This window comes from Chitinophaga varians (assembly GCF_014529945.1).
GTDB classification, from domain to species: domain Bacteria; phylum Bacteroidota; class Bacteroidia; order Chitinophagales; family Chitinophagaceae; genus Chitinophaga; species Chitinophaga varians.
Map to the genome: position 1 here is coordinate 1436099 of NZ_JACVFB010000002.1, position 25677 is coordinate 1461775.

General features: G+C 50.1%; 16 protein-coding genes. 8 read left to right on the forward strand and 8 right to left on the reverse strand.

Annotated features, from left to right (window positions below; genetic code table 11):
• Positions 1 to 57: 57 nt before the first annotated feature.
• Complete coding sequence (gene fabF, locus ICL55_RS13770; RefSeq protein ID WP_188097998.1) at positions 58 to 1320, reverse strand: beta-ketoacyl-ACP synthase II; 1263 nt, start codon at positions 1318 to 1320, stop codon at positions 58 to 60.
• 361 nt (positions 1321 to 1681) lie between these two features.
• On the opposite strand from fabF, the gene ICL55_RS13775 reads away from it, so the two are divergent.
• The 4 genes from ICL55_RS13775 to ICL55_RS13790 all read left to right on the forward strand — a co-directional run bounded on the left by ICL55_RS13775 (position 1682) and on the right by ICL55_RS13790 (position 9017).
• A complete protein-coding gene (locus tag ICL55_RS13775) occupies positions 1682 to 2242 on the forward strand; it encodes an RNA polymerase sigma factor (protein ID WP_188098000.1) in 561 nt (186 codons plus the stop codon).
• 64 nt (positions 2243 to 2306) lie between these two features.
• A complete protein-coding gene (locus tag ICL55_RS13780) occupies positions 2307 to 3440 on the forward strand; it encodes a FecR family protein (RefSeq protein WP_188098002.1) in 1134 nt (377 codons plus the stop codon).
• 202 nt (positions 3441 to 3642) lie between these two features.
• Positions 3643 to 7230 carry a TonB-dependent receptor gene (locus ICL55_RS13785; protein WP_188098004.1) on the forward strand — a complete coding sequence of 1196 codons (3588 nt, stop codon included), beginning with the start codon at positions 3643 to 3645 and terminating at the stop codon, positions 7228 to 7230.
• A gap of 17 nt (positions 7231 to 7247) precedes the next feature.
• A complete protein-coding gene (locus ICL55_RS13790; RefSeq protein ID WP_188098006.1) occupies positions 7248 to 9017 on the forward strand; it encodes a RagB/SusD family nutrient uptake outer membrane protein in 1770 nt (589 codons plus the stop codon).
• A gap of 162 nt (positions 9018 to 9179) precedes the next feature.
• On the opposite strand, the gene ICL55_RS13795 is transcribed toward ICL55_RS13790, so the two are convergent.
• On the reverse strand, positions 9180 to 10253 hold the full coding sequence (locus ICL55_RS13795) for a fatty acid desaturase family protein (RefSeq protein WP_188098008.1): 1074 nt from the start codon (positions 10251 to 10253) through the stop codon (positions 9180 to 9182).
• A gap of 278 nt (positions 10254 to 10531) precedes the next feature.
• On the opposite strand from ICL55_RS13795, the gene ICL55_RS13800 reads away from it, so the two are divergent.
• From ICL55_RS13800 to ICL55_RS13810, 3 genes are all read left to right on the forward strand, one after another.
• Complete coding sequence (locus tag ICL55_RS13800; protein WP_188098010.1) at positions 10532 to 11548, forward strand: LacI family DNA-binding transcriptional regulator; 1017 nt, start codon at positions 10532 to 10534, stop codon at positions 11546 to 11548.
• A gap of 330 nt (positions 11549 to 11878) precedes the next feature.
• Complete coding sequence (locus tag ICL55_RS13805) at positions 11879 to 14167, forward strand: GH92 family glycosyl hydrolase (protein WP_188098012.1); 2289 nt, start codon at positions 11879 to 11881, stop codon at positions 14165 to 14167.
• Between the two features lie 94 nt (positions 14168 to 14261).
• The gene (locus tag ICL55_RS13810; RefSeq protein ID WP_188098014.1) at positions 14262 to 16550 is read left to right on the forward strand and encodes a GH92 family glycosyl hydrolase; all 2289 of its coding nucleotides are present in this window, start codon (positions 14262 to 14264) and stop codon (positions 16548 to 16550) included.
• 112 nt (positions 16551 to 16662) lie between these two features.
• Here the strand turns inward: ICL55_RS13810 and ICL55_RS13815 are convergent, their stop codons facing one another.
• The 6 genes from ICL55_RS13815 to ICL55_RS13840 form a co-directional block, all read right to left on the reverse strand.
• The gene (locus ICL55_RS13815; RefSeq protein ID WP_188098016.1) at positions 16663 to 20070 is read right to left on the reverse strand and encodes a ThuA domain-containing protein; all 3408 of its coding nucleotides are present in this window, start codon (positions 20068 to 20070) and stop codon (positions 16663 to 16665) included.
• Between the two features lie 9 nt (positions 20071 to 20079).
• Positions 20080 to 20817 carry a ThuA domain-containing protein gene (locus ICL55_RS13820; protein ID WP_188098018.1) on the reverse strand — a complete coding sequence of 246 codons (738 nt, stop codon included), beginning with the start codon at positions 20815 to 20817 and terminating at the stop codon, positions 20080 to 20082.
• A gap of 107 nt (positions 20818 to 20924) precedes the next feature.
• Positions 20925 to 21647: a 3-keto-disaccharide hydrolase gene (locus tag ICL55_RS13825; protein WP_188098020.1), complete on the reverse strand. Its 723-nt coding sequence runs from the start codon at positions 21645 to 21647 to the stop codon at positions 20925 to 20927.
• 31 nt (positions 21648 to 21678) lie between these two features.
• Entirely contained in the window at positions 21679 to 22092 is a 414-nt protein-coding gene (locus tag ICL55_RS13830) for a c-type cytochrome (protein WP_188098022.1), read from the reverse strand.
• A 181-nt stretch (positions 22093 to 22273) separates the two neighbouring features.
• A complete protein-coding gene (locus ICL55_RS13835; RefSeq protein WP_188098024.1) occupies positions 22274 to 23329 on the reverse strand; it encodes a sugar phosphate isomerase/epimerase family protein in 1056 nt (351 codons plus the stop codon).
• A 27-nt stretch (positions 23330 to 23356) separates the two neighbouring features.
• Positions 23357 to 24520, reverse strand: coding sequence for a Gfo/Idh/MocA family protein (locus ICL55_RS13840; RefSeq protein ID WP_188098026.1), 1164 nt, complete (start codon positions 24518 to 24520; stop codon positions 23357 to 23359).
• A 478-nt stretch (positions 24521 to 24998) separates the two neighbouring features.
• On the opposite strand from ICL55_RS13840, the gene ICL55_RS13845 reads away from it, so the two are divergent.
• The gene (locus ICL55_RS13845; RefSeq protein ID WP_188098028.1) at positions 24999 to 25598 is read left to right on the forward strand and encodes an RNA polymerase sigma-70 factor; all 600 of its coding nucleotides are present in this window, start codon (positions 24999 to 25001) and stop codon (positions 25596 to 25598) included.
• Positions 25599 to 25677: the final 79 nt, after the last annotated feature.

The following is a 25677-nucleotide window of genomic DNA, read 5'->3' on the forward strand; positions in this document are numbered from 1 at the left end:
AGCGAAGACCTTTTTGGGAAGATCTTCGCTGACAGCTATTTTCGGGCAGTTACCTGCTTATTTGGTGTATTTTTTAAATACCACGATGGCGTTGTGACCGCCGAAACCGAAGGTATTGCTCATGGCAATATTTACCGGGCGGCTCTGTGCTTTGCCGAGGGTGAGGTTCAGGTTGGTCGGGATACCTTCGCCCAGCACGGTAGTGTTGATGGTAGGTGGTACGATATCTTCCTGAGTAGCCTTGATACAGGCGATAGCCTCGATAGCGCCGGCAGCGCCCAGCAGGTGGCCTGTCATGGATTTGGTGGCGCTGATGTTCACTTTCTCCGCGTGGTCGCCGAAGGCGGTCACGATCGCTTTCAGTTCGCTCACATCGCCTACCGGTGTGGAGGTGGTGTGGGAGTTGATATAGTCAACGTCGGTAGTAGTTATACCGGCGTCTTCCAGTGCCTGTTCCATACCCAGTCTGGCGCCGAGGCCTTCAGGGTGGGTGGCGGTGAGGTGGTAGGCGTCGCAGGTCATAGCGCCGCCGATCATTTCACCGTAGATGGTAGCACCTCTGGCGATGGCGTGCTCGTATTCTTCGAGGACGATGGCGCCGGCGCCTTCACCCATCACGAAGCCGTCACGATCTGTATCGAACGGGCGGGAAGCATGTTCCGGATCATCGTTACGGGTAGACAGCGCTTTGAGGGCGTTAAAGCCTGCGATGCCTGCACGGGTAACCGGTGCTTCAGAACCACCGGCAACGATCGCGTTTGCCTTGCCGAGACGGATATAGTTGAAAGCGTCTACCAGACCGCTGGAAGAAGAGGCGCAGGCAGACACGGTGCAGAAGTTGATACCCATGAAACCATATTTCATGGCGATCTGTCCTGCCGCGATATCACAAATCAGTTTGGGAATAAAGAACGGGTTGAACTTAGGCACAAAGTTGGCCTGGGTAAATTCAACGATCTGTTCCTCGAACGTGAGCATGCCGCCGTTACCGGAAGCCCAGATCACGCCTATTTTGGTTTTGTCAATTCCTTCCTTGTTGAGACCAGCGTCTGCTACCGCTTCATGTGCAGCTGCCATCGCGTACTGCGTGAAGTTGTCCATCTTGCGGGCCTCTTTCTTGTCCATATATTTTTCCACATCAAAACCTTTGACTTCACAGGCAAATTTTGTTTTGAACTCTGTGGTGTCAAATTTAGTGATAGGACCAGCGCCGCTCACGCCTGCCTTCAGATTGCTCCAAAAAGTATTTACATCATTCCCGATAGGTGTTAGTGCTCCCATGCCGGTAACCACAACCCTTTTCAGTGTAACAGTACGCATATTTTTTACTTTAATAAAAAAAGTTAGAGCGCAAATTTAGTTACTTATTGTTATAGATAAGCATATTCATTAAGATTATATGATATAACTTTCTCTTTTTAGAGTGAAAAGCAATGTGGTGGCTGGATGGGTGGGTTTTTGCCGATTGGCTGAAAAGGGAAGAATGTTATAAAGTGTTAATTTTCCCCGCCTGTAACGGGAAAATGCCCTGTTGGTGGCGTATTGGCCATACCTGCTCTCCGGACATCTGCGATCCCGGCCAGGCGCTGTAACCCCGGGGCCACAGAAAGATTTTATCATAAATATATGAAACGACGAAAATAATCTCTAATATCGCATATACTACTTGTACAATCACGGAATGACTGGTCAACCAAATACAGATACCTTATGGATGGAGCGTCTGCGGGAGGATGATGAAACCGCATTTGCCGAAATCTATGGGGCCTATCGCGAGAAGTTATTGGCAGTGGCCTTCAACAGGCTCTCCGACATACAGGCGGCAGAAGATATTGTACAGGACGTATTCGTCAGCCTGTGGAACCAACGGCACAACCGCCAGATCAGCAATGCCGGCGCCTACCTGGCCACGGCGGTAAAATATAAGGTGCTGGACCGCTTCCGTCGCGAACAATTGTTGCGTCAGTACCAGGAAGTATACCAAACGACTGTACCCGTGAATGTGGCAGAACCCGAATCGGCTTTCCAACAGAAACATATTCTACAGCTGCTGCAACAGGAAGTGAACAAACTTCCGGAAAAATGTCAACTGATATTTCGTTACAGCCGGGAACAGGGTATGCCGGTAAAAGAAATAGCCCAGGTCCTCAATATCTCCAGTAAGACCGTAGAAAACCAGCTCACCAAAGCTTTACGCCAGTTAAAAGGTAGCCTCCGACACATTTTTTCCATTTTTTTTTAATTTTTTTTCGGACAGCGTAGGGGATCCGTTCCGGTTGTTCGACAAATGACTGTAATTATCCGTTATGAAAGAAAACCAGGATCTGTTAAGCGCTGTCGAAAAGTATTTGCGGGGAGAAGCCTCCCCGGAAGAATCTGCGCTGGTCAATCAATGGTATCATTCTTTTGATGACGGGCAGGTAATGGTGACACCGGAGGAAGGATTCAGCAGGGAAGAGATTTTCAACAGAATGGATGCCAGGCTGGCAGCACTGATGCAGCCGGCGCCCTCTCGCGGGAGAGTCATCCCGCTGTGGCTGAAACGTACGGCAGCAGCGGCTGGCATAGCGCTGGTACTCGGTGTGGGCGGATGGTTCCTGTCGGGCCGGTACCATATGACCTCAGCATCGAGGCAGATAGCGGCAAAAGCCGCGGTGTCTGTGATGCCGGGAAGCAACAAAGCGGTACTGCTGCTGGATGATGGCAGCGCCGTGACCCTGAATGACAGCAGCCAACAAACCATTGGAGATGCCCGGGTACAAGGGGAATCCCTGGTATATGACCAGGCCGCCAATCCCGGGGACATAAAATATAATACCCTGAAAACACCCCAGGGCGGCCAGTTTGCGGTAGTGCTTCCGGACGGGAGTAAAGTATGGCTCAACGCCGCCAGCTCATTGAAATATCCTGTGAGCTTTAACGGCCGGCATCGGACAGTGGAATTAACGGGAGAAGCCTATTTCGATATCACACCCGATAAAAACAAACCTTTTACAGTCCGGGTAAATAACATGGAAGTCCAGGTATTGGGTACCTCCTTTAACGTGATGGCCTATCCTGAAGAAAAAAATATCAAAACAACCCTGATAACCGGGGCGGTAAATGTAAACGCAGATAATGCAACCAAACATCTGTTACCAGGACAACAGGCCGTGCTGGACGATGCCCGTCAGCTGACCATCGCCAACGCTGATGTAAATACCGTACTGGCCTGGAAAAATGGAAAATTTGAGTTTGCGGGAGAAGAAGTAGGCGTAGCATTAAGACAACTGGCAAGATGGTACGACCTGGAGCTGCAATGGGCAGGTGGCATGCCGGAAGAGCATCTCACCGCGTCTTTCCCCAGGAACACCAGCCTGGATAATATCATTAAAATGCTGGAGCTGAGTGGCGTCCACTGTCAACTGGATGGTCGGAAACTCACAGTACACCCGCACTAATCATCGTCGTCAACTAAATCATATAAATCTAAATTGAAGTAAAAAATCCAATCTAAATCGAAGTAAAATCTAAGTCGAAAAAAAAGTAATCAGAACAATGAACATTTCATCGTAAAACCAGATGTAAATCTGCGTTATGGCCTGCTGTTGTCCATAACTACACTATTCCGGTACCAATAACCTTTACCAAACACTGTGATGTATGAGTAATCCTCAGTACAAGGGGGCTTCGTATGCCCTTCGATTCCACTTTTTTAAAACCATCCGGGTATTTAAACTGACCACCTTCCTGCTGGTATTGATTTCCCTGCAGGCGATTGCTTCAGGCTATGCCCAAACGCTGACATTGCATCAACGCAATGCCGCGTTGGCCGATATCTTCAAAAGTATCACCCAACAAACCGGCTACAGTTTTATGTACCGGAATGAAATGCTGGCCCGGGCACAGCGTGTAACCATTTCTGTTACCGATGTAGACCTGAAAGCTGCGTTGGATATTTGTTTTCATGGGCAACCACTTACTTACTCCATCGTGGACAAAGTAATTGTGGTAGATGCCAAAAAAGAGAAAACACTCCTGGCTGCCCCACAGGAAGATCTGCGCGGCCGGGTGGTGAATGACAAAGGAGAGCGCCTGCCCGGTGCTTCCATCGTCTTAAAAGGAACTGCCAAACGGGTGGTGACAGACGAAAAGGGGGAATTCATCATTAAAGACGCAGATGCCGCCAATGCAGTGCTGGTGGTAGACTACATCGGTTTTGAAAGACAGGAAGTAAGTCTACAGGGGCGTGCATCCGTGACCGTTACCCTGAAACAGAAAAATGCCGACCTGGTAGACGTGGTAGTAGTGGGGTACGCTACCCAGAAAAGAGTGAACCTCACCGGAGCGGTAGCGACGGTGACAGGTAAAAGCCTGGAAAACAGGCCCGTAACCAATGTGTCCAGCGCATTGGCCGGCCTCAGTCCCGGTTTGCAGGTACGCCAAAGCTCCGGTAAACCCGGCTCCGACGGCGCCACCATTCGTGTACGCGGCGTGGGAACGCTCAATAACAGCGATCCGCTGGTAGTAATAGATGGTATCATCGGCAGCATGGACGCTGTAAACCCCACAGACATTGAAAGTATCTCTGTCCTGAAAGATGCCGCCTCCTCTTCTATATATGGTACCCTGGCAGCAAACGGCGTGATCCTCATTACCACCAAAAAAGGCAGCCGTAACCGTACGACTGTTACGTACAGCGGAACACTCTCCTCTGTGGAACCCGCCAACATGCCGAAGTTCGTGAATGACTATGTACGGTATATGAAACTGTATAACGAAAGCGCCCGTAACCTCGGACAGGCTGAACTGTTCAAACAGCAAACCATCGATACCTGGATAAATGCCAACGCCCATCCCAATGACCTGAATGCAGCAGGGATACCTAACTCCGTGGTATATGCCAATACCGACTGGGCCAATACCGTATTTCAACACAACGTACTGCAGCAGCATAATATATCCGTTTCCGGTGGCAGCGAGAAATCTACCTTCCTGCTGTCCGGCGGTTATCAGAACAATCCCGGTACCATGGAACATACCGAGTCTAAACGTTACCAGATACGGCTGAACCTCGATAGTAAAATCAATCCGTTTATTACCGTTGGTACGCAAACGTTTGCCTCGCAGGAACTGCTGGGATTGGGTAATACCGCCAATGCTTTCAACTTTCTCCGTCAGACCACCCCGGGCGTACCGGCCAGATATGAAGGTAAATACGGCTTCCCTACCGCCACAGAAGAGTCTCAGACGGCCAATAACATCCTGCTGTACCTCAATAACGTCGCCGGAAAGAATGTGCAGAACCGTTTCAATTCCACCGTGTACGCTACCCTCTCTCTTTTACGCGGACTGACATTTGAAACTAAGTTCAACTATCAGACCCGCTTCCGCGACATGCAATATCATGATGTGCCTTTTGCTAAATGGGATCTGGCCAATAACATAGCCAGACAACCAGCAGCCACGCCCGACCAGCTCACCACCACCGTAGAGCATAATAAAGATTTTACCACCACGTTTGACAACGTATTACGTTACCATACACAGTTTAAGGGAGGGCATGATTTTTCCGCGCTGGCAGGCTACAACCAGAACTATTACTATTATAACCGCGATTTTACCAGCAGAAAAGGCCTGATATCAGAAGAAGTGACCAACATTAACGTTGCCGGCAATACCAACAACGTGTTTGATGGAACGGAGTATGACAACGCGCTCCGCAGCTGGTTTGGCCGTTTGAACTATACCTACCGCGACAAATACCTGTTTGAAGCCAATCTCCGGTATGACGGCTCCTCCCGTTTTGCACCTGCTTCCCGCTGGGGCTACTACCCCTCCTTTTCTGCCGGCTGGCGCCTGACAGAAGAAGCATTCCTGAAAGAGTCGCTGCGCAATTTCCAACAGCTGAAACTGCGTGGCTCCTGGGGTAAACTGGGTAATAACGGCGGTGGCGACAGATCACAGGGCAATTATGACTACCAGACCCTCTACAACCCCGTGTACTACTCTTATAACAACACCGCGGTGAATGCGCTGGCAGTCACCAAATTCGGCAATCCCGGGCTGCTCTGGGAAGCTACGGCTATCGCAGATATAGGGCTGGACGCGACTTTGCTGAATAATGCGTTGAATATCACGGTTGACTATTACAGCAAAAAAACGGACGGCATCATTACCACACCGCCGATACCATTGACCGTAGGTAATGCCTCACCTCCTACCGTTAATACAGCCACTGTTTCCAATAAAGGGATTGAAGTGGTGGCCAGCTATAACCATAAATTCGGTGAAGTGGATATCACGGTTGGCGGTAATTTCTCCTATAATAAAAACGTGATCACCAGCTACCGTGGCTCCTTCCAGGATGGTTATACCACAGATGCCAGCGGTAATAAAGTATGGTCTTCCAACATCGGAAAAGTAGCTTCCAACGATGGCAACCGCTACCGGGTGGAAGGTCATCAGATTGATGAATATTATCTCCAGAAACTTTATCAGGGTAATGGCAGCCACTTTAATGCTGATGGCAGCGTGAATATTAACGGTGGCCCCAAAGATGGTATGATCCGTACACCGCAGGATATGGATTGGTTGAAAGCTATGATGGCCGCAGGTTATACCTTCCTGCCTGCACAGGGGGTGGATAAAGGCAAAATCTGGTACGGTGATTTCATCTATGCAGACACCAACGGTGATGGTATTTATGGTAACAACTACGACCGGACCTTCTCCGGTTCCAGCGGTACACCTAAATACAACTACGGCTTCAACATCAGCGCTTCCTGGAAAGGACTCTATCTTAATATGATATGGGCTGGCAGTGCAGGCCTGCAGTACTATTACAACGACCGCGGATACCTGAGCTCCGTTACGACCAACGGTAATGCCATCGGACTGGACGTGGCCAATGATCACTACTATTACAATGATGCCAATCCAGCTGATCCTGCTAATAATATCAACGGTAAGTATCCCCGTCTGAAACTCAATACAGATCCACAGAATAGCCAGGATAACTATTTCTATCTCTACAATGCGTCTTATCTGAAACTGAAGAACCTGCAGATCGGTTACCAGATTCCGGAACGCCTCACCAAACGCGCAGCCATCAGCCGTGCGGTAGTGTATGTAAGTGGCGAAAATCTGCTGACCATCACCAAATATCCGGGCCTTGACCCTGAAATTGGCGCCAGCGTGGGTTATCCAACGATGAGACAGTATGCGTTGGGTCTTAATGTTACATTCTAGGTTCTAAAAATTAACGTATGAAAAAGTTCAGAATATTAATATATAGCACCGCGCTGCTGTCATTAGCCGGCTGTAAGAAAAACCTGTTGGACACCGTGTCCTATACACAGGAAAGTGACGCGCAGATGTGGACGACAGACAACCTCACCGACCAGGGCATGGCTGGCGTGTATGCTGCGTTAAGATTGAATATCGATCAGGGCAGCGCTTCCGGTAATGAATTGTATCAGTTTGACCGGTACGGCGTAGGCGGCATGGTGCGGGACGCAGATGCCTTACAGGTAGGAACCATCACCCCCAGCAATGGTATGTTCAGCAGTAACTGGAAACAGTTTTATGATGGTATTCAGCGTGCCAACAACGCTATTTTCAATATACCGCTCAAATCCCCTTCTGCGGCAGATAAAAAAGCGAAGTATATCGCAGAGGCGAAATTCCTGCGCGCCTATTTTTATTCCCGCCTGAACCAGCTGTGGCACGGTGTGCCGGTATACCTCACCCCATTTACTGCTGATGAGGCGGTGAAAGGCCGTGAAACAGAAGACAGCGTTTGGAGAGTGGTGGTCAATGATCTTACAGACTGTATCAACGAGCCCAATTTGCCTGTCAAATACGGTAAGGGTAATGCGAGCTATGGGCATATCACCAAAGGCGCAGCCTATGCGTTAAGAGGAAAAGCTTACCTGTATACCCGTAACTGGGCCGCCGCCGCTGCCGATTTTGCCAAAGTGCAGGATGCCGGATACACCCTTTTCAATGGAGATTACAAGGCGCTCTTCAAAGAAGCGAACGAACAAAGTGATGAGATGATTTTCTCCATTCAGAATATCGCCGTGACGAACTATGGTTCCACTACGCAGTTTTTCTGTGGCAACAGGAGCTCTTTCGGTTCCTGCTGGAACACCTACCTGGTTTCCCCGGTGGTAGTGGATTTGTATGAAAAAGCTGATGGCAGCAAGTTTGACTGGAATGCCGTTATTCCGGGATTTACCTCCCTGGCAGCTTCACAAAGAGAAGTGTACTTTTTCAGGGACGGGCTTACAGCAGCTGAAATTAGCGCTGCCACTGCCCGTGGACTGGATATGAGCAAATACCTGCCTGGTGGCAACGAAGCCAGGATCAAGTCGGCTTATGCTAACCGCGATCCGCGTTTGGCCGCCAACGTTATCACGCCCTATTCAGAGTACCTGGGCGTAAATGGCAGTGCCAATCAGCCGTATGTTTCCAGATGGCCTTTCCGGTCTAACAACACGCCTGTGTGGGACCTGGCCACTGATACCAAAGCCTACTTCTATTACCTGCATCGCAAATTTGTGTATGAAGGCGCTACTGAAACGATCAACCGCGCGTATGGTCCTACCGACTTCCCGGTAATTCGTTTTGCCGATGTGCTGTTGATGTGGGCGGAAGCGCTGAACGAGCAAGGGTTTAGCCAGCAATCGCTGGACCTGGTCAACAGAGTTCGGACAAGAGTGGGCATGCCTGCTTTGCAAAGTGCAGATGGGACCAAACCGACTTATGTAGGTGATCAGCTGGCGATGCGGGAGCGTATCCGTAATGAGCGCAGGGTGGAGTTTGTAAATGAGGGCATCAATTATTTCGATGAGCTGCGCTGGAAAACATGGAGAGAAAAGACGTTTGCCGCCGGCGCCGGTATCCAGCAGATCTGGGGAGGCAATGTGGTCAACTACTCCTGGAAAGGAGATTACATCTACTACTGGGCCATCCCTCAAAGTGAGATTGAGCGGAACTCCAATCTGGTGCAGAATCCGGGCTGGATCAACTAAGGGATTTGGGGATTTTTTGATTTACGATTTTTTGATTTACGTAAATCATCAAAGCGAATAAAAAAAGAAGACCGAAGTGAATGTACTCGCTTCGGTCTTCTTTTTTATCTATCTACGAAATCAAAAAATCGTAAATCAAAAAATCCCCAAATTTCCTTTGTATCAGGCAGCCGCCGCAGCAGTGGCCTGTTGTACAGTATTAATTCGGAGCGTACGTTGTTTCAGGAAAGAAATGATTTCCGCATCGGACTGGAAACGATCGCCAATATTGACAAAATGTTTGGCCAGCAGATCATAGCGTTTGGTCATGAGCCATAACCATACGTGCAGGAAGTGAATACCGTCAAATACGATGGCATCGTTAGAGATGTATTCGTCCAGCGTTTTACGGAAATATACCGGATGTTCTGTCCAGTGCATGCTGGGTTTAACGTGATGGCTGATATGATAGCCATCGTTCCAGCATTTATGGTTGTATTTGGTATTGATGCAGGTGATGCTGTTTTTGTAGCAGTTGTCCGGATCTTCGGCATCGATGAAGGCGTGTTGTGCCCAGTTGCCTACCATCATAATAATACGGGAGATGATAAATGGCAGGATGAACACCACGAACGTTGCCGGGAAATTGATAAAGGAAAGGCCTACGCAGGCGCCCATGAATAAGAATTCGCCGCGGATCAGTTTCACCATCAGTTTATTCCTTTTTTTGCGGATATGGTACTTCGCAGTATCATAAACGCCAAAAGTCACGAAAGACCAGAGGTAGTGAAGGAATCCCCGGAAAGAATCGCGCTGGTACATCATGGTACAGCTGTCATCGTCCGGCATATTGTTCTCCGGATGGTGCATCCCGATATGGTGGGAGTAGTAGGATTCCGGCGTTTGTCCAAACAGCGGGCCTATTACCCAGGGAAGATAATTATTGAGGAAACCGTATTTTTTTTCAAAGAAGGCGCGGTGGCTGGTGCAGTGCAGCATCAGGCCGAAGGGGCCTTTAAAGGTGATGTTATTGAAAAACTGGTAAGCAATAGCAGCGGTCCACCAAAGCCAGTTGTTAACACCCGGCCAGTACATCAGGATGGCCAGTGGCCAGAGGGTGAAAGTAATTTTCAGTGTCAGGTATACAAAGGGAAGATCGCGCTCGTCACGGATCATAGACTTAAAAAGCCTGTCGAAGACTGTTTCCCGGGTGGGTTTAACGTAAACGGGATCAGTAAGATGGGTGAGTTGCTTCATATTGCGTGTTAAAATGTCTAGTTGGCTACAATACCAGTTGTAATTGCTTGATTGGCCGGTACTTATTGTTTATTACTCCAATAACGCATATTACAGGCTGATAGTATCCACATGTCCGGCCCTGCTCCTGTAAGATACCCATTTTACGGAGAGTTTGTAATGTTTTAACAGTTTTTTGTAATTTCCGGCCCCGTGCGTTACCCCCGCGTACCCGGCAACTAAACCTGTAATCATCAATGGTGGCGCAACGGCAAAACCAATCAAATTAATAAGCACGAATGAAGAGACTTACGCTTAAGGATGTCGCTAAAATGGCCGGTGTGGCACCTTCTACTGTATCTTTTGTACTCAACGGCAAAGGGAAACAGATGCGGATACGTGACGAAGTCGCGGCCAAAATCATACAGGTAGTGGAGAAATCCGGTTACGAGCCCCACCGGGTGGCGGTCAACCTGCGTACCGGTCAGTCCAAAACACTGGGCCTGATCGTGGAAAGCATCTCCGGCAGCTTCTTTGCCAGCCTTGCCAAAACAATCGAAACGGAAGCAGAGCTGATGGGTTATAACGTGGTGTATTGCAGCACGGAGAACAATGCCCAGAAAGGAGGAGAGCTGATACGGATGCTGGGCCGGCAGATGGTGGACGGGTACCTGATCACTCCCGCGCCCGGTATGGAAAAAGAGATACAGCAGCTGGTACAGCATCATAAGCCTGTAGTGCTGATGGACAGCTATTTTCCCTCCATCAAGGCGCCTTATGTGCTGATCGATAATTTCGGAGGCGTGCAGCAGGGCATGAAACACCTGATAGAAAAGGGTTTCACCCGCATCGCTTTCGTGACGGTAGATGTGAAGCTGATCCAGCTGGATGAGCGCCTGCGTGGCTATGTGTCTGCCCTGAAAGAACACAAGCTCCCCCTGCGGAAGAAACATGTGCTGCATCTGAAGTACCACAAGCTCCGCGAGGATGCCCTCCGGGAGATGCAGGAGTTTATTGAAAACAATCCTGATATAGAAGCGATATTTTTTGCCACCAATTATCTCGGTATCCTCGGTCTGGAAGCCATTGCCCGCGTTGGTCTCCGTATGCCCGACGACGTGTCCGTGATCTGTTTCGATGACCACGATATTTTCCGGCTGTATCCACCGGGTATTTCTGTGATAGAGCAGCCGATAGAAGGCATCGCTAAAACAGCGATTGCCATGCTGATGCAGCAGTTGGGCAAGAAGCCGGTGCCCATTAAGAACCCTGCCGTGGAGCTGCCGGGACGGTTTATTGTGCGTGGTTCTGCGTAAGTACGGAGCGTCAGGCACACGACTGGTAACGTTTCCGGCGCCGCTTATCCATTTTCCGGCAAAAAAATGAGCAATACCTGCGATAGATCCAAAATTATGTATACATTTAAAAACTGTTTCCGGAGAAAAGAAGTGCATTCCGGGCTCCGGAAACAGGGAGAGGATTCGGTGAATCTTTTTTTTCTGTATGGATGCTAAATCGATTTTTCTAATAATTGCACGTAATGAAATACCGGCCGGCGAAAGCGGGGAAAATTTCGGCCCCTGCCTGATGATCATCCCTGCGCCTTTGCCTTCTGGTATCGATTTACCAAGAAACAACACTACAACATGAAAAAAGTTGGAATGCTGGCAGCTGCTTTATTGTGCCTGCATGGCGCACAAAGCCAGACGGTATACAAAGTGGCTGAACCGGCGGAATGGGTCAACACCCTGATGGGCACCGATTCTAAAGTAAGCCTGTCAAACGGCAACACCTATCCGGCCATCGCCCTGCCATGGGGGATGAACTTCTGGATGCCCCAGACAAACGTAATGGGCAACGGATGGGCCTATCAATACACTGCCGATAAAATCAGGGGCTTTAAACAAACACACCAGCCTTCTCCATGGATCAACGACTATGGCCAGTTTGCCATGATGCCCGTTACCGGTAGCCTGAAATTCGATCAGCACAAAAGGGCCAGCTGGTTCTCCCATAAAACGGAAGTGGCCAAACCCTACTACTATAGCGTATACCTGGCCGATGCGGACGTGACCACCGAGATCACGCCCACAGAACGTGCGGCTCAACTGCGTTTTACCTTCCCTACTACCGACAGCGCCTTTGTTGTGGTAGACGCATTTGATAAGGGGTCCTATATTAAAATATTACCCAAAGAACAGAAGATCATCGGTTATACTACCAAAAACAGTGGTGGCGTACCGTCCAACTTCAAAAACTATTTTGTCATCTATTTTGATAAACCATTTACCATGGCCGCAGCCTGGCGCGATTCCACCCTGGAAGACCAGCTGGAGCTGCAGGCAGACCATACCGGCGCGGTAGTGGGCTTTAAAACAAAGAGAGGCGAACAAGTGGTGGCCAGAACAGCCTCTTCTTTCATCAGCTTCGAACAGGCGGAGCTGAACCTCCGGCGCGAAGTGGGTAAAGATGCTTTCGATGTTACCCGTCAGAAAGCGAAAGACAGCTGGAACAAAGAACTGGGCCGCCTGTCAGTGGAAGGCGGTACTTCCGAACAGGTGAGCACCTTCTACTCATCCCTGTACCGGACCATGCTGTTCCCCCGCAAATTCTATGAAATCAATGCGAAAAACGAAGTGGTGCACTACAGCCCGTTCAACGGACAAGTGCTGCCCGGTTATATGTTTACTGACAATGGTTTCTGGGATACTTTCCGCGCGGTACATCCTTTCTTTACGCTGATGTATCCTTCTCTCAGCTCCCATATCATGGAAGGTCTGGCCAACGCCTACAAGGAAAGCGGCTGGCTGCCTGAATGGGCAAGCCCCGGTCATCGCGATTGTATGATCGGTTCCAACTCCGCTTCCCTCATCGCCGACGCTTACCTGAAAGGTATCCGCGGTTATGATATCAACACGCTGTACGAAGCCATCCTGAAAAATACGGAGAACGAAGGCCCGCTTACTTCCGTGGGCCGCAAAGGCGTGAAATACTACAATGAACTGGGTTATGTGCCCTACGATGTAGATGTTAACGAAAACGCTGCCCGTACCCTGGAATACGCCTACGATGACTTCACCATCTACCAGCTGGCCAAAGCGCTGAACAGACCGAAAGAAGAGATTGCCCGTTTCGCTAAACGCTCTCAGAACTACCGGAACCTCTTTGACCCGGAAACAAAACTGATGCGTGGTAAAAATAAAGATGGCCGTTTCCAGTCGCCATTCAATCCTTTCAAATGGGGTGATGCCTTCACGGAAGGTAACAGCTGGCACTACACCTGGTCTGTATTCCACGACGTACAAGGACTGGCGGGGCTGATGGGTGGCCGCGAATCTTTTGCCAACATGCTGGATTCCGTTTTTAAAATGGCGCCGGTATATGATGAAAGCTACTACGGCACTGTGATTCACGAGATCCGTGAAATGCAGATCATGAACATGGGCCAGTATGCACACGGCAACCAGCCTATCCAGCACATGATCTACCTCTATAACTATGCCGGCCAGCCGTGGAAAACACAGTACTGGATCCGTCAGGTGATGGAACGCCTTTACAAAGCTACGCCTGATGGTTACTGCGGTGATGAAGACAACGGGCAAACTTCTGCCTGGTACGTGTTCTCCGCCATGGGCTTCTATCCGGTTTGCCCCGGTACGCAACAGTATGTATTGGGTACTCCCCTGTTCGCCAAACTTATCATGACGCTGGAAGACGGCAAAAAAATGGTGATCGAAGCGCCCGGCAACAGCGCCACCAACCTGTACGTACAACAGGCTGCACTGAACGGTCAGCCCTATACGAAAAACTGGATCAGCCACCAGGACCTGCAGAAAGGCGGTAAGCTGACATTCCGTATGGGCGCTACCCCGGAGAAATCAAGAGGTATACAGCCTGCTGCTTTCCCTTATTCTTATTCAACAGACAACAAATAATAACGATATAGAAGAATTTCATTGTTCACTGTAAATGATTCATCCCGATTCTTCGGGATGTAAAATTTTTCCAGACACGTTTAAACTGATACCGATGGCCAACAGGTTTATTTTCTTATCGATACTCTGCTGTATCTGTGCCTCGCTCCGGGCGCAGGAGAATGTGTTATCCTACGTGAAACCGATCACCGGCACCCAACGTATGGGACATACCTATCCCGGTGCTACCGTGCCTTTCGGCGCGGTGCAGCTCAGCCCCGAAACGGATACGCTCTCCTATGAGATGAACGGCAAATACAACAAAGACGTATACAAATACTGCGCAGGTTATCAGTATGAAGATAAAACCATCGTAGGCTTCAGTCATACGCATTTCAGCGGCACAGGCCACTCCGATCTGGGCGACTTCCTGATCATGCCAACCACCGGCACCCTGCAGCTGAACCCGGGAACGGCAGATCATCCGGAAAGTGGCTACCGCAGCAGATTCTCCCACAATACAGAAGTGGCGGAACCAGCTTATTATAAAGTGAAACTGGAAGACGATAATATCCTCGCTGAGCTGACCGCTACCAACCGCGTGGGATTTCATCAATACACCTTCCCGGCTTCAGACCAGTCGCATATCATCCTCGACCTGATGTCCGGTATCTACAACTATCCCAACAAAAACGTATGGACCTTTGTACGGGTAGAAAACGATACGCTGATTACCGGATACCGGCAAACCAGCGGCTGGGCGCGTACCCGGACCGTTTATTTCGCCATGACGTTTTCAAAACCTTTTAAACAATACGGTCATCGTAATGATGCCAACGACGTATACAAAGGTTTTTACCGCAAGTTTGACCAGACAAAAAATTTCCCCGAAATGGCAGGCCGCCAGATAAGGGCTTACTTCGATTTCAACACCACCGAAGGTGAAAAAATAAAAATCAAATTTGCCATCTCTCCGGTAAGTACCGCAGGGGCACTCAAAAATCTGCAAACAGAAATCCCCGGCTGGGATTTCGATCAGGTAAAACGTGAAGGGCAGGCACTGTGGACAAAGGAGCTGAACAAAATACAGATCGCCTCCGCCAGCCGCGAAGAGAAAGAGAATTTTTACACCGCCATGTACCACGCGTTCATTAACCCCACTACCTACATGGACGTAGATGGACAGTACCGTGGACTGGACCAGAACAACTATACCGCTAACGGATACACGAATTACACTACCTTTTCCCTGTGGGATACTTATCGCGCTTTACACCCGCTGTTTAACGTGGTGCAGCCTGCCCGTAATGCCGACATGGTACAGTCCATGTTGCATCATTATGAGCAGAGCGTGCAAAAAATGCTGCCGGTATGGTCGCACTATGCCAACGAGAACTGGTGTATGATCGGTTATCACAGCGTATCGGTGATGGCCGATGCCATCATGAAAGGCAACGCCCCTTTCGATGTGAACAAAGTGCTGGATGCCTGTGTGACCACCGCCCGCCACCGTACCTATGATGGGCTGGGATATTATATGGACATGGGCTATGTGCCGGAAGATAAAAACGGTTCTTCCGTTTCCAAAACACTGGAATATGCCTATGATGACTGGTGTATTGCGCAGGTCGCCAAAAAACTGGGCAAAACAGACATCTACAATGAATTTATTAAACGGGCGGCCAACTATAAAAATGTTTACGACAAAGCCTCCGGCTTTATGCGTCCCCGCCTGAACGATGGCACCTTCAAAGCCGCTTTTGATCCATTGCAAACGCACGACCAGGGCTTTATTGAAGGCAATGCCTGGAACTACAGCCTTTATGTGCCGCACAACCCCGACGATATGATCGCCATGATGGGTGGCAAAAAACAATTCACGCAACACCTCGATTCGCTGTTCACCATGGAGTTGCCGGATAAATATTTTGCTGAAACAGAAGACATCACCCGCGATGGCATCATCGGCAACTATGTACACGGTAACGAACCATCTCATCACGTAGCTTACCTCTATAACTGGACCGGCTATCCGTGGAAAACGCAGGAGCGCATACGCATGATCCTAAAGAAGATGTATCACCCCGGCCCCGACGGCCTCGGTGGTAACGACGACTGCGGACAAATGAGCGCCTGGTATATTTTCAGCTCCCTCGGATTTTATCCGGTGTGCCCCGGCTCCGACCAGTACGCCCTGGGAAGTCCTGCCGTAGATAAGGCCACACTGCAACTGGAGAACGGTAAAACGTTTGTGATCGATGTGAAAAATCAGGGTGATAAGAACGTATATGTGCAGAAAGTATTACTGAACGGCAAACCGCTGGACCGCCTGTATATTACGCACGGCGAGATCATGGATGGCGGCAACATGACGTTCTTTATGAGCAACAAACCGAAAAAGTGACCCGTTCGAATGCATAAAGTGAAGGCCCTGCTTTTTGATGGCAGGGCCTCTTTGTTTTGTGGAGACACATAAAAAGAAAGGAGACCTGTCAGGTCTCCTTTCTTTTTTGATACTAACCCCGTAGCGTAAACGAAGCGATGCCCAGCGGCACCTGTTTACCAGGATCGGTAGGTTTGATTTTGAAATAGAGATGATGTTTTTTACCATCTGTTACCGGTGCAAAACTGATGCTCGCTTTGTTAGGCGCTTTCGGTTGAGCGCCCGGGCCGATAGTGGTTTCTCCCAAACGGGTGCCATTGGCATTATCGAGGAATGCTTCTACTACAAAGCCCTGCTGTTGGGCGTCTTGTATCAGATAGGTCACATCGATACCGTTGACATCTGTCAGGTCGAGATCATTGTATACTACCCAGCTGTTAGCCGTGGCAGGAATCAGCAGCTTCATGCCGTTGACTTCAAAGGTGGAAACGCCATCTGCTTTGCTGTAGCCTGCAGCGGGTAATCTGGGATTCAGCAGTTGTGCCGCAGCAGTACCGGTGATGGGTTTAATGCCCGGTGCACCTTTATCGGTGTAACTGGCCACCAGCAGCATTACGCCGTTGTCTTTCGGCTCATTGCCCAGTGTAGGGTTCAGACTGCCGGTAGTAGGCAGGGACGCCACTTTGGGCGCATTACCACCCAGCGAGAAGATGTACTCTACCAGCTGGTGTGCTTCTCCGTTGGAGATGCCCGGGTGGGCAGACATGGCTGTTTCGCCCCATACGCCGCCGCCGCCGTTGATGATCTTTTTTGCGAGCGCATCCGGCGCAGCAGGATCGTTTTTGTATTTTTCCGTGATCTGTTTGAAAGAAGGCCCGATGGATTTTTCATCTGGTTTGTGACAGGTCTTACAGTCAGATACCTCCATGATATTTTTACCTGCAATGGCGCCGGTAACGATCTGGTGGCCTTGTGGCATGGCCGCTTTGTCGCTGCCCTGTACATAGTCCGCTTTCACAAAGATGTTGCTGGCATCGAGTTTGCCATCCGTGCTGTTGCCGTCTTCCTTGTCATTAACGGTAACGGTATAACGAACTTGTTTGCCAGGGAAGTAGAACATCTGGTTGCCTTGCAGGGCTATGTTCACCTGCGGTGTTTCATTGCCGGCATACAACGCGATCTCTTTACTTTTTGTTTTACCACCTTTACCATCCTGTACTTCTACATATACATTGTATTCGCCGGCGGTAGTGTAGGTTATGTCTACGGATGGTTCGGTGGTTTCCTTTTTGCTGCCGTTGCCGAAATACCAGAGGTAGGTGAGCTTGTCGCCGTCAGGATCTACGGAGCCTTCTGCCGACAGCTTCGCTTTAAAGGGCGGGGCGCCGGTGAGCTGTGTGGTATGTATTTCAGCCTTTGGTGCGCGGTTGCCGCCATTGAAATCGATGCGGGAGAGCGCTGCGTCCGGATTTTTACTGAACCAGCCATTGCCATATTCCAATACATATAAACGGCCATCGGGGCCCATTTCCATGTCTATCGGCGCATTCAGTTTGGTGCCGGGCATAAATTGCTCCATCTTGGAGAAATCCCCGTTTTTATCCATGGTAACGGCCATGATCCAGCCGCGGATCCAGTCGTAGATAAACAGTTTACCATTGTAGTAGTCCGGGAAGCGGGTTTCTTTCGGATAGAACTCGCTGTAATATACCGGACCCGCTTCGGCGTTACGGCCACCGCTGCCTACGATGGGGAATTCATCTGATTTGCCATAAGGATACCAGATGAAGGCGGGCACCGCTGGTGGCAGCTCTTTCAGGCCGGTATTGTTGCGGGAGTTGTTGATCGGTTTTTTAGGATCAAACGCCGGACCGGCCTCGCCTGTTTCGTAGTTATAGGCGTGGTACGGTTTGTTGTCGGCGATGAACATGGGATAGCCATAGTTGCCGGGCTTTTTGGCCTGGTTCACTTCATCGTATCCGCGGGGGCCGCGGTTAGGATCGTCGTTGTTGGCATCGGGGCCTACTTCGCCCCAGTAGACGTAGCTGGTTTTCCGGTCTACTGAGATGCGGTAAGGGTTACGGGTGCCCATGGCGTATATTTCGGGGCGGGTGTTAGGCGTGCCTTTGGGGAAGAGGTTCCCTTCCGGTATGCTGTAGGAGCCGTCGGGCGCTACTTTGATGCGCAGGATTTTACCCCGCAGATCGTTGGTGTTGGCAGAGGAGCGACGGCCATCGTATTGTAAATGTCCGGGGCGGTCGTCCGTAGGGCCGTAACCGTTACTAACGTATTTCTGGCCTGGTTCATCGAATGGCGTGGTATTATCGCCGGTAGACAGATACAGCAGCTTATCCGGTCCGAAGGCAATAGAGCCGCCGGTGTGGCAGCAGATATCACGCTGGGAGTAGAATTGCAGCACCACTTTTTCAGAGGCCATGTCCAGCTGATTGTTTTCAAACTTAAAGCGGGACAGGCGGTTGACGGAAGTATCTACCGGAGAATACATCACATAGATAAAGTGATTGTCTTTGAAGTCAGGGTCAGCGGCGAGGCCGAGGAAACCTTCTTCTGCGTTGACGTGGGGCACTTCCGTTTTGTAGTATACTTTCAGGAAGCCTGCCTGCGTGAGGGTTTTATCTGCCTGTTTGTAGAGCAGCAGTTCACCGCGGCGTTGTGCCACAAGAATGTCGAGGTTAGGCAGGATGGTCATCTCGGTAGGTTCGAAGAACTGGCCGGAGGTGAGCACGTTTTTAGTGAAGCGGTTTTCATCCGGTGTGCGCAGCGTGGTGGCTTTGCTGTAGTCGAGCACGAGGTTTTTACCGATGGCGTATTGGATACCGCCGAGCACATGTTTCAGGAACAGGCTGTCGGTATAGCACTCTTCAGTATGACCGAGTGCGGTGTAGAAGGCGCGGCCTCCGTCGTATTCATGGTACCAGCTCACCGGATGGTCGTTGTTCATGGTGCCGCCTTCGTAGGTTTTCTCATCTACTTTCAACAGTACAGTGGTGGTGGTATCTCTCTTTTTAAAGTTGTACCATTCGTCTGTATGTTCAAATTTGTCGGGCAGTCCGGCTGTGGCGGGAAATGATTTGTTGACCACTTCCACGGTAGCCTTGTGGGTACCGGGAGGGTGGCTGAGGAAATAGGCGCCGGCCAGGTGATTGTACCAGCCCCATTCATATTCTGTGTCAGTAGCGGCGTGTACGCCTACGTATCCGCCGCCGGCCTGTATGTATCTTTCGAAGTCTGCTTCCTGTGCGGTATTGAGCACATCGCCGGTGGTGTTCAGGAAGATCACGGCCGCATATTGTTGCAGGGAGTCTTCATTAAAACGGTTGGCATTTTCGGTGGTATCTACTTCGAAGCCGTTTTCTTTGCCGAGCTTCTGAAGAGCCGCGATGCCCGCCGGTATGGAAGCGTGGCGGAAAGCGGTGGTTTTGGTGAATACCAGCACCCGTGGTTGTCCGGGGCGCGATTTGTTACAGCCTGCTGTGGCCACCAATGCCAGCAGCAGCAAGAGCTTAATGGTTTGCTTCATCGGGATTATTTAGTTAGCATTTTTGATACCCATGGTATACTGAATACCACCCAGCAGGTGTTGCAGATATACGGTGTCTTGATAGGATTCTTTGGTATGGCCCATTTCGGTATAAAACGCGCGGCCGCCTTCAAAGTCGTGGTACCAGCACATGGGGTGATTGTCGCCGTTTTTGCCGCCTTCGTAGGTAGATTCATCTATTTTGATCAGCACGTGCACGTCCGGGTTAAGGTCTTTGAAGTTATACCATTCGTCTTTGCGTACCCATTCATCCGGCAGATGGCGGGTGGCGGGATGGCTGTGGTCTGTTACGCGGAGGGTGGCTTGTTGTTGTTTCGGGTGACTGAGGAACCAGGCGCCGGCCAGTTTATTGTACCATGGCCAGTCGTACTCCGTATCGGTGGCTGCGTGGATGCCCATCCAGCCGCCGCCTTTGTGGATGTACTGCTGGAAGGCCACCTGCTGGGCGCTGTCGAGCACATCGCCGGTAGTGCAACTGAAGATCACGGCGGCATATTTTTTCAGGTTGGCAGTGGTAAAGGCGGTGGCATCTTCGGTGGTGTCCACGTCGAAGCCGTTGTCTTTACCCAGTTGCATGATAGCGGCTTTGGCAACGGGAATACAGTCGTGGCGGAAGCCTTTTGTTTTTGAAAAGACCAGTACTTTTTTGGCCTTGTGTTTTTTGCCGGCCTGCGCACAGAGGGAGGCAGCCAGCAATAGCGTAATAAACGCGGTTAATGTTCTCATGTTCGTGGTGATTTGTAGCATACAAAGGCGCAAAGCAGCAAAGAAGCAAAGAAAGGGGGAATCATACTTTGCGTCTTTGCTGCTTTGCGCCTTTGCGTGAAAAATTATTACAACGCTTTCAGTTTGATATTACGGTACCATACTTTGTTACCGTGGTCCTGGAGCGCGATGTGGCCTTTGGCGTATTGGCCAAAGCCTTTCCAGTCTTTAAATTTACTGTTGGCTACCAGTGCGTCCCATTCAGGAGTGCCCATGGTTGTTTCCACGGTTTTTACGCCGTTGAGCCAGAGGCTGAGGTGACCATCTTTTTTCACAATTTTGGCGGTGTTCCACTGACCTACGGCTTTAACCGCTTTCTGAGAGGATTTCACGAGGTCGTAGAGATCGCCGGCGTTGTGTTTATTGATTTTCCCATCAGGGTGTTTATCATCATCGAGCACCTGCATTTCAGGGCCGGTGAGATAAGTAGCTTTGAATTCAGGATCTTCATGTACGCTGAAGATGATGCCGCTGTTGCCGCCTTCTGAAATTTTCCAGTCGATGCTCAGCTCGTAGTTTTCGTATTCGCCGTTGGTAACGAGGTCACCGCCGGGGGCGCCGCTTTTTTTAGCGTCCACGTCAAATTCGAGTGCGCCATCTACCACTTTCCAGGCGGGGCTGGCTGCATCCTTCAGGTAGGTATGCCATCCGTTGGTGGTTTTACCATCAAACAGCAGTTGCCATCCTTCCTTTTTCTCTTTGGCAGAGAGGCTATTTACTTTCTGTGCCTTTACCGCGGTGGCGCCGGTGATAGCGCCCAGCATAAAGGCTCCGATGATGATTTTTTTCATTTACTATGATTGAATGATGATGGAAAAGCCATTATTTTCCGATGGACAGGATGTACTGTACCATTTCTTTCGCATCTTCTTTAGAAACGTTTGGATGCGGAAGCATGGCTACTTCACCCCAGTTACCGGAACCGCCTTTGATGATTTTATCGGCCAGTTTATCCACATTCTCTGGTGTGTTGGGATATTTGCCGGCGATGTCTTTCAGCGCGGGGCCGATCACTTTGATTTCTTCTTTGTGGCAGGTTTTGCAATCGCTTTGTGCCATCAGTTGCTCTCCTTTGCTGGCCGGTTTGTCTGCACCCGGAGATACCATGGAATTGTCTACGGCATTGTTTTCCTGGGTGGTTTTAGTTGTTTCTTGTTCCGCTTTTTTATCACCTCCGCCGCAAGCTGCAAAAAACAGCGCGGTTAATACCAACGGTGCCAGATACCTCTTTTTCATTTTGTGATTTTTTTATTTTGTTATTTGTTTACTTGATCGGTGTTTGTTATTGATGTTTTCCGTCTGTGTGATTAAAATTTGACCATTTGACCATTTGATTATTTTCAGATGGTAGATCTTCCTTTTAGATTGACCTGTACCTTCAAGTCAAAATACCAAAATGACTAAAATATTAAAATAACTAAATGCCTAACACCCGTTTGTTGAACGCATCATCGGTAGCTGCACCGGCGAAATCATCGAATGCTTTTTCGGTTACGCGGATGATGTGGTCTTTGATAAACGGAGCACCTTCGCGTGCGCCATCTTCCGGGTGTTTCATGCAGCATTCCCATTCCATAACGGCCCAACCGGCAAAATCGTATTGGGTGAGTTTACTGAATACGGATTTAAAGTCCACCTGCCCGTCGCCGAGGGAGCGGAACCTGCCGGGACGGTCTATCCAGGCCTGGAAACCGCCGTATACGCCGGAGCGGCCGGTGGGATTAAATTCCGCGTCTTTTACGTGGAAGGCTTTTATTTTCTCGTGGTAAATATCGATATATTCCAGGTAGTTGAGGCATTGCAGGACGAAGTGGCTGGGATCGTACAGGAGGCATGCCCGGGCGTGGTTGCCGGTAGCTTCGAGGAAACGTTCGTAGCTGGCGCCATCGTGGAGATCTTCGCCGGGATGTATTTCGTAGCATACGTCCACACCGTTGGCGTCGAATTCGTTGAGGATAGGCAGCCAGCGTTTGGCCAGTTCAGCGAAACCAGCTTCCACCAGTCCTGCCGGCCGTTGTGGCCAGGGGTACATGGCGGGCGCCCATAGCAGCGCACCACTGAAAGTGGCGTGTGCATGGAGGCCGAGGTTGCGGCTGGCTTTGGCAGCATATTTCAGCTGGTTCACCGCCCATTCGGTGCGGGCCTGGAGGTTATTATGGTACTGTGCCGGCGCGAAGCCGTCGAACATCTCCGTGAAAGCGGGGTTCACGGCTACCAGCTGGCCTTGCAGGTGGGTGCTCAGCTCTGTGATTTCCAGGCCTGCGGCGTTGACGATGCCTTTTATTTCGTCTGCGTAGGTTTTGCTTTCGGCTGCCTTTTGCAGGTCTATCAGGCGGGAGTCCCAGCTGGGGATCTGTACGCCTTTGAAGCCGATGGAAGCGGCCCATTCGCAGATGGATTTCAGACTGTTGAATGGCGCCTCATCTCCCATGAACTGCGCCAGGAATATACCAGGACCTTTGATCGTTTTCATATAGTCGTACTTGTTAACGGTGGTATATTAAATTTCAAAATTTGTCCATTTGGCATCGCTTTGTGAGGAGCGTACCACGTTATCGATGAAGGCCATGCCACGCACGCCGTCTGCCACGCCGGGGAAGTCGAGCGACTCCGGTGACGGCTGTACGCCGTCGATCTTCGCGGAGAGGGTCTGTGCGAAGTTGCGGTACAGGTTACCGAAAGCTTCCAGGTATCCTTCCGGATGCCCGCCCGGAGTACGGGTATTGTGGGTCATGTAGCTGGACTGGAACGTGTAACCACCACCGGCGCGATAGATTTCCGTGGGTTTGTCGAGCCATTTCACCAGCAGGGTATTGGGTTCGTGCTGTGCCCATTCGAGGCCGCCTTTTTCTCCGTATATGCGGATTTTCAGGGCGTTTTCCTCGCCGGCAGCTACCTGGGAGGCCATCAGTACGCCGGCAGCGCCGTTGTCGAAGCGCAGCAGCACGGCGCCGTCGTCATCGAGGGCACGGCCAGGCACCATAATGTTCAGGTCGGCGCATAGTTTTTCAATTTTAGCACCACTGATATATTCAGCCAGGTTGGCGGCGTGTGTGCCGATATCGCCCATCGCGCCGGCCTTACCGGATTTTTTAGGGTCTGTTCTCCAGGCTGCCTGTGCATTGCCTTCCCGCTCGCTCATTTTGCTGAGCCATCCTTGTGGGTACTCTACCCATACTTTACGGATTTTACCGAGCGCACCATCTTTTACCATCTGGCGTGCCTGTTTTACCATCGGATAGCCGGTGTAAGTGTGGGTGAGCAGCAAGGTGAGGCCGGTGGCTTCTACTTTAGCCTGCAGCTGTTTGGCTTCTTCCAGGGAGAAAGTGATCGGTTTTTCGATCACCACGTTGAAGCCCAGGTCCAGCGCCATCATGGCGGGTTCAAAGTGAGCGAAGTTAGGGGTGACGATCGTCACGAAATCGAGACGCTTGTCGGCCGGCATAGCGGCTTCTTTCTGAAGCATCGTTTTGAAATCCAGGTAAGTACGTTCCGGATCGAGGAACAGTATTTTACCAGATTCAACTGCTACTTCGTTGTTGATGCTGAGCGCACCGGCTACCAGCTCTATCAGGCCGTCCATATTGGCGGCAACACGGTGAATAGCGCCGATAAAGGCATCCTTTCCACCGCCGATCATTCCCATTCTTAACTTACGGTTCATCTTCAAAAAATTATTTAGGTTTCGTGGTTTTAGTTTCAAATCGCGTTGTGCCTGGGCTGTACCGGATCAAAAGGCAAGATAGCAGCTACAGACAATAATCGGGTACCGTCCATAACATTTAATCTGCGTGCATGTTTTCCGGGACAGGTATTAGCAGGAAGCATATAACAACCGGCTGAAGCAGCGGTTATCAGAGCATTCCCGGCTATCACTGGTCGGAGTGGAAAACGGCAGTGCTCCGGAGGAGAGCCCTGACATTACAATCACGGACAAACAGCGCTCAGGCTGTATCTGGTTCGTCATAACGTGGAAATTTATAATTTAATAATAACGGCTTAAAAGCCACTAAATTTATAAAAAGTATTTACATATTTTTATCTTTTGGCCGTCAGGACGCCATTTTTTTTGAAAATTTCCTTTTCGCCCTGTAATGGGTTATCTTAGCTCTCACTTATGCCTTTCTGACGTTTACTTTTTTATGATTAGCGGGTTATACAGCGAAGAGGTGTTGCAGGGCTTGCAAGCCAGAGACCGTGCGGTGTTTGCCCGGGTATACGAACATTTCTACCCCCTTCTTTTTGCCACCGCCCGGAAATACCTGGGGGAACGGGAGCAGGCCGAAGAAGTGGTCCAGGACGTTTTTCTCCGTTTATGGGAAAAAGATTTCGCCCTGGAACACGCTGCTGCGCTGAAAAGCTACCTTTTTCGCGCTGTTATCAATCAGTGTATCAATCACCTGCAGCGTAACCGGCTGCTGGAAACCCACCATAACACCATCCGGCATTTACAGGAAGAAAGTTATCTCTGCACGTTTCTGGAGGAGCAGGAACTGCGGGAACGGATACACTATGCGGTGGAACGTTTGCCGGAACAATGCCGGCGTATCTTTAAATTGAGCCGCTATAAAGGGCTGAAGAACGCGGAAATAGCCCATGAACTACAACTGTCTGTAAAAACGGTCGAGAACCAGATGACCATCGCACTGCGGCAACTGAAAGCTGCCCTGCTGGACCCACCGGAAAAACCTATCCTGGCATCGGACCGGTTAAAGCTGCTGCTGTGGCTCGTTTCGATTTAAAAATTTCGAAATTTAAAAATTTTCAAACTTCTTTTGGGGGTAAGCTTTTGCTGATTTGTCTCAGCTTAAAAGCGCATCC

What these genes read in the sequence shown, in the direction of transcription:
- ICL55_RS13830 (WP_188098022.1), bottom strand. Translation starts at nt 22,092, where the DNA reads ATGAAAAAGAGGTATCTGGCACCGTTGGTATTAACCGCGCTGTTTTTT.
- ICL55_RS13825 (WP_188098020.1), bottom strand. Translation starts at nt 21,647, where the DNA reads ATGAAAAAAATCATCATCGGAGCCTTTATGCTGGGCGCTATCACCGGC.
- ICL55_RS13815 (WP_188098016.1), bottom strand. Translation starts at nt 20,070, where the DNA reads ATGAAGCAAACCATTAAGCTCTTGCTGCTGCTGGCATTGGTGGCCACA.
- ICL55_RS13775 (WP_188098000.1), top strand. Translation starts at nt 1,682, where the DNA reads ATGACTGGTCAACCAAATACAGATACCTTATGGATGGAGCGTCTGCGG.
- ICL55_RS13845 (WP_188098028.1), top strand. Translation starts at nt 24,999, where the DNA reads ATGATTAGCGGGTTATACAGCGAAGAGGTGTTGCAGGGCTTGCAAGCC.
- ICL55_RS13820 (WP_188098018.1), bottom strand. Translation starts at nt 20,817, where the DNA reads ATGAGAACATTAACCGCGTTTATTACGCTATTGCTGGCTGCCTCCCTC.
- ICL55_RS13795 (WP_188098008.1), bottom strand. Translation starts at nt 10,253, where the DNA reads ATGAAGCAACTCACCCATCTTACTGATCCCGTTTACGTTAAACCCACC.
- ICL55_RS13785 (WP_188098004.1), top strand. Translation starts at nt 3,643, where the DNA reads ATGAGTAATCCTCAGTACAAGGGGGCTTCGTATGCCCTTCGATTCCAC.
- ICL55_RS13790 (WP_188098006.1), top strand. Translation starts at nt 7,248, where the DNA reads ATGAAAAAGTTCAGAATATTAATATATAGCACCGCGCTGCTGTCATTA.
- ICL55_RS13840 (WP_188098026.1), bottom strand. Translation starts at nt 24,520, where the DNA reads ATGAACCGTAAGTTAAGAATGGGAATGATCGGCGGTGGAAAGGATGCC.
- ICL55_RS13810 (WP_188098014.1), top strand. Translation starts at nt 14,262, where the DNA reads ATGGCCAACAGGTTTATTTTCTTATCGATACTCTGCTGTATCTGTGCC.
- ICL55_RS13780 (WP_188098002.1), top strand. Translation starts at nt 2,307, where the DNA reads ATGAAAGAAAACCAGGATCTGTTAAGCGCTGTCGAAAAGTATTTGCGG.
- ICL55_RS13805 (WP_188098012.1), top strand. Translation starts at nt 11,879, where the DNA reads ATGAAAAAAGTTGGAATGCTGGCAGCTGCTTTATTGTGCCTGCATGGC.
- ICL55_RS13800 (WP_188098010.1), top strand. Translation starts at nt 10,532, where the DNA reads ATGAAGAGACTTACGCTTAAGGATGTCGCTAAAATGGCCGGTGTGGCA.
- fabF (WP_188097998.1), bottom strand. Translation starts at nt 1,320, where the DNA reads ATGCGTACTGTTACACTGAAAAGGGTTGTGGTTACCGGCATGGGAGCA.
- ICL55_RS13835 (WP_188098024.1), bottom strand. Translation starts at nt 23,329, where the DNA reads ATGAAAACGATCAAAGGTCCTGGTATATTCCTGGCGCAGTTCATGGGA.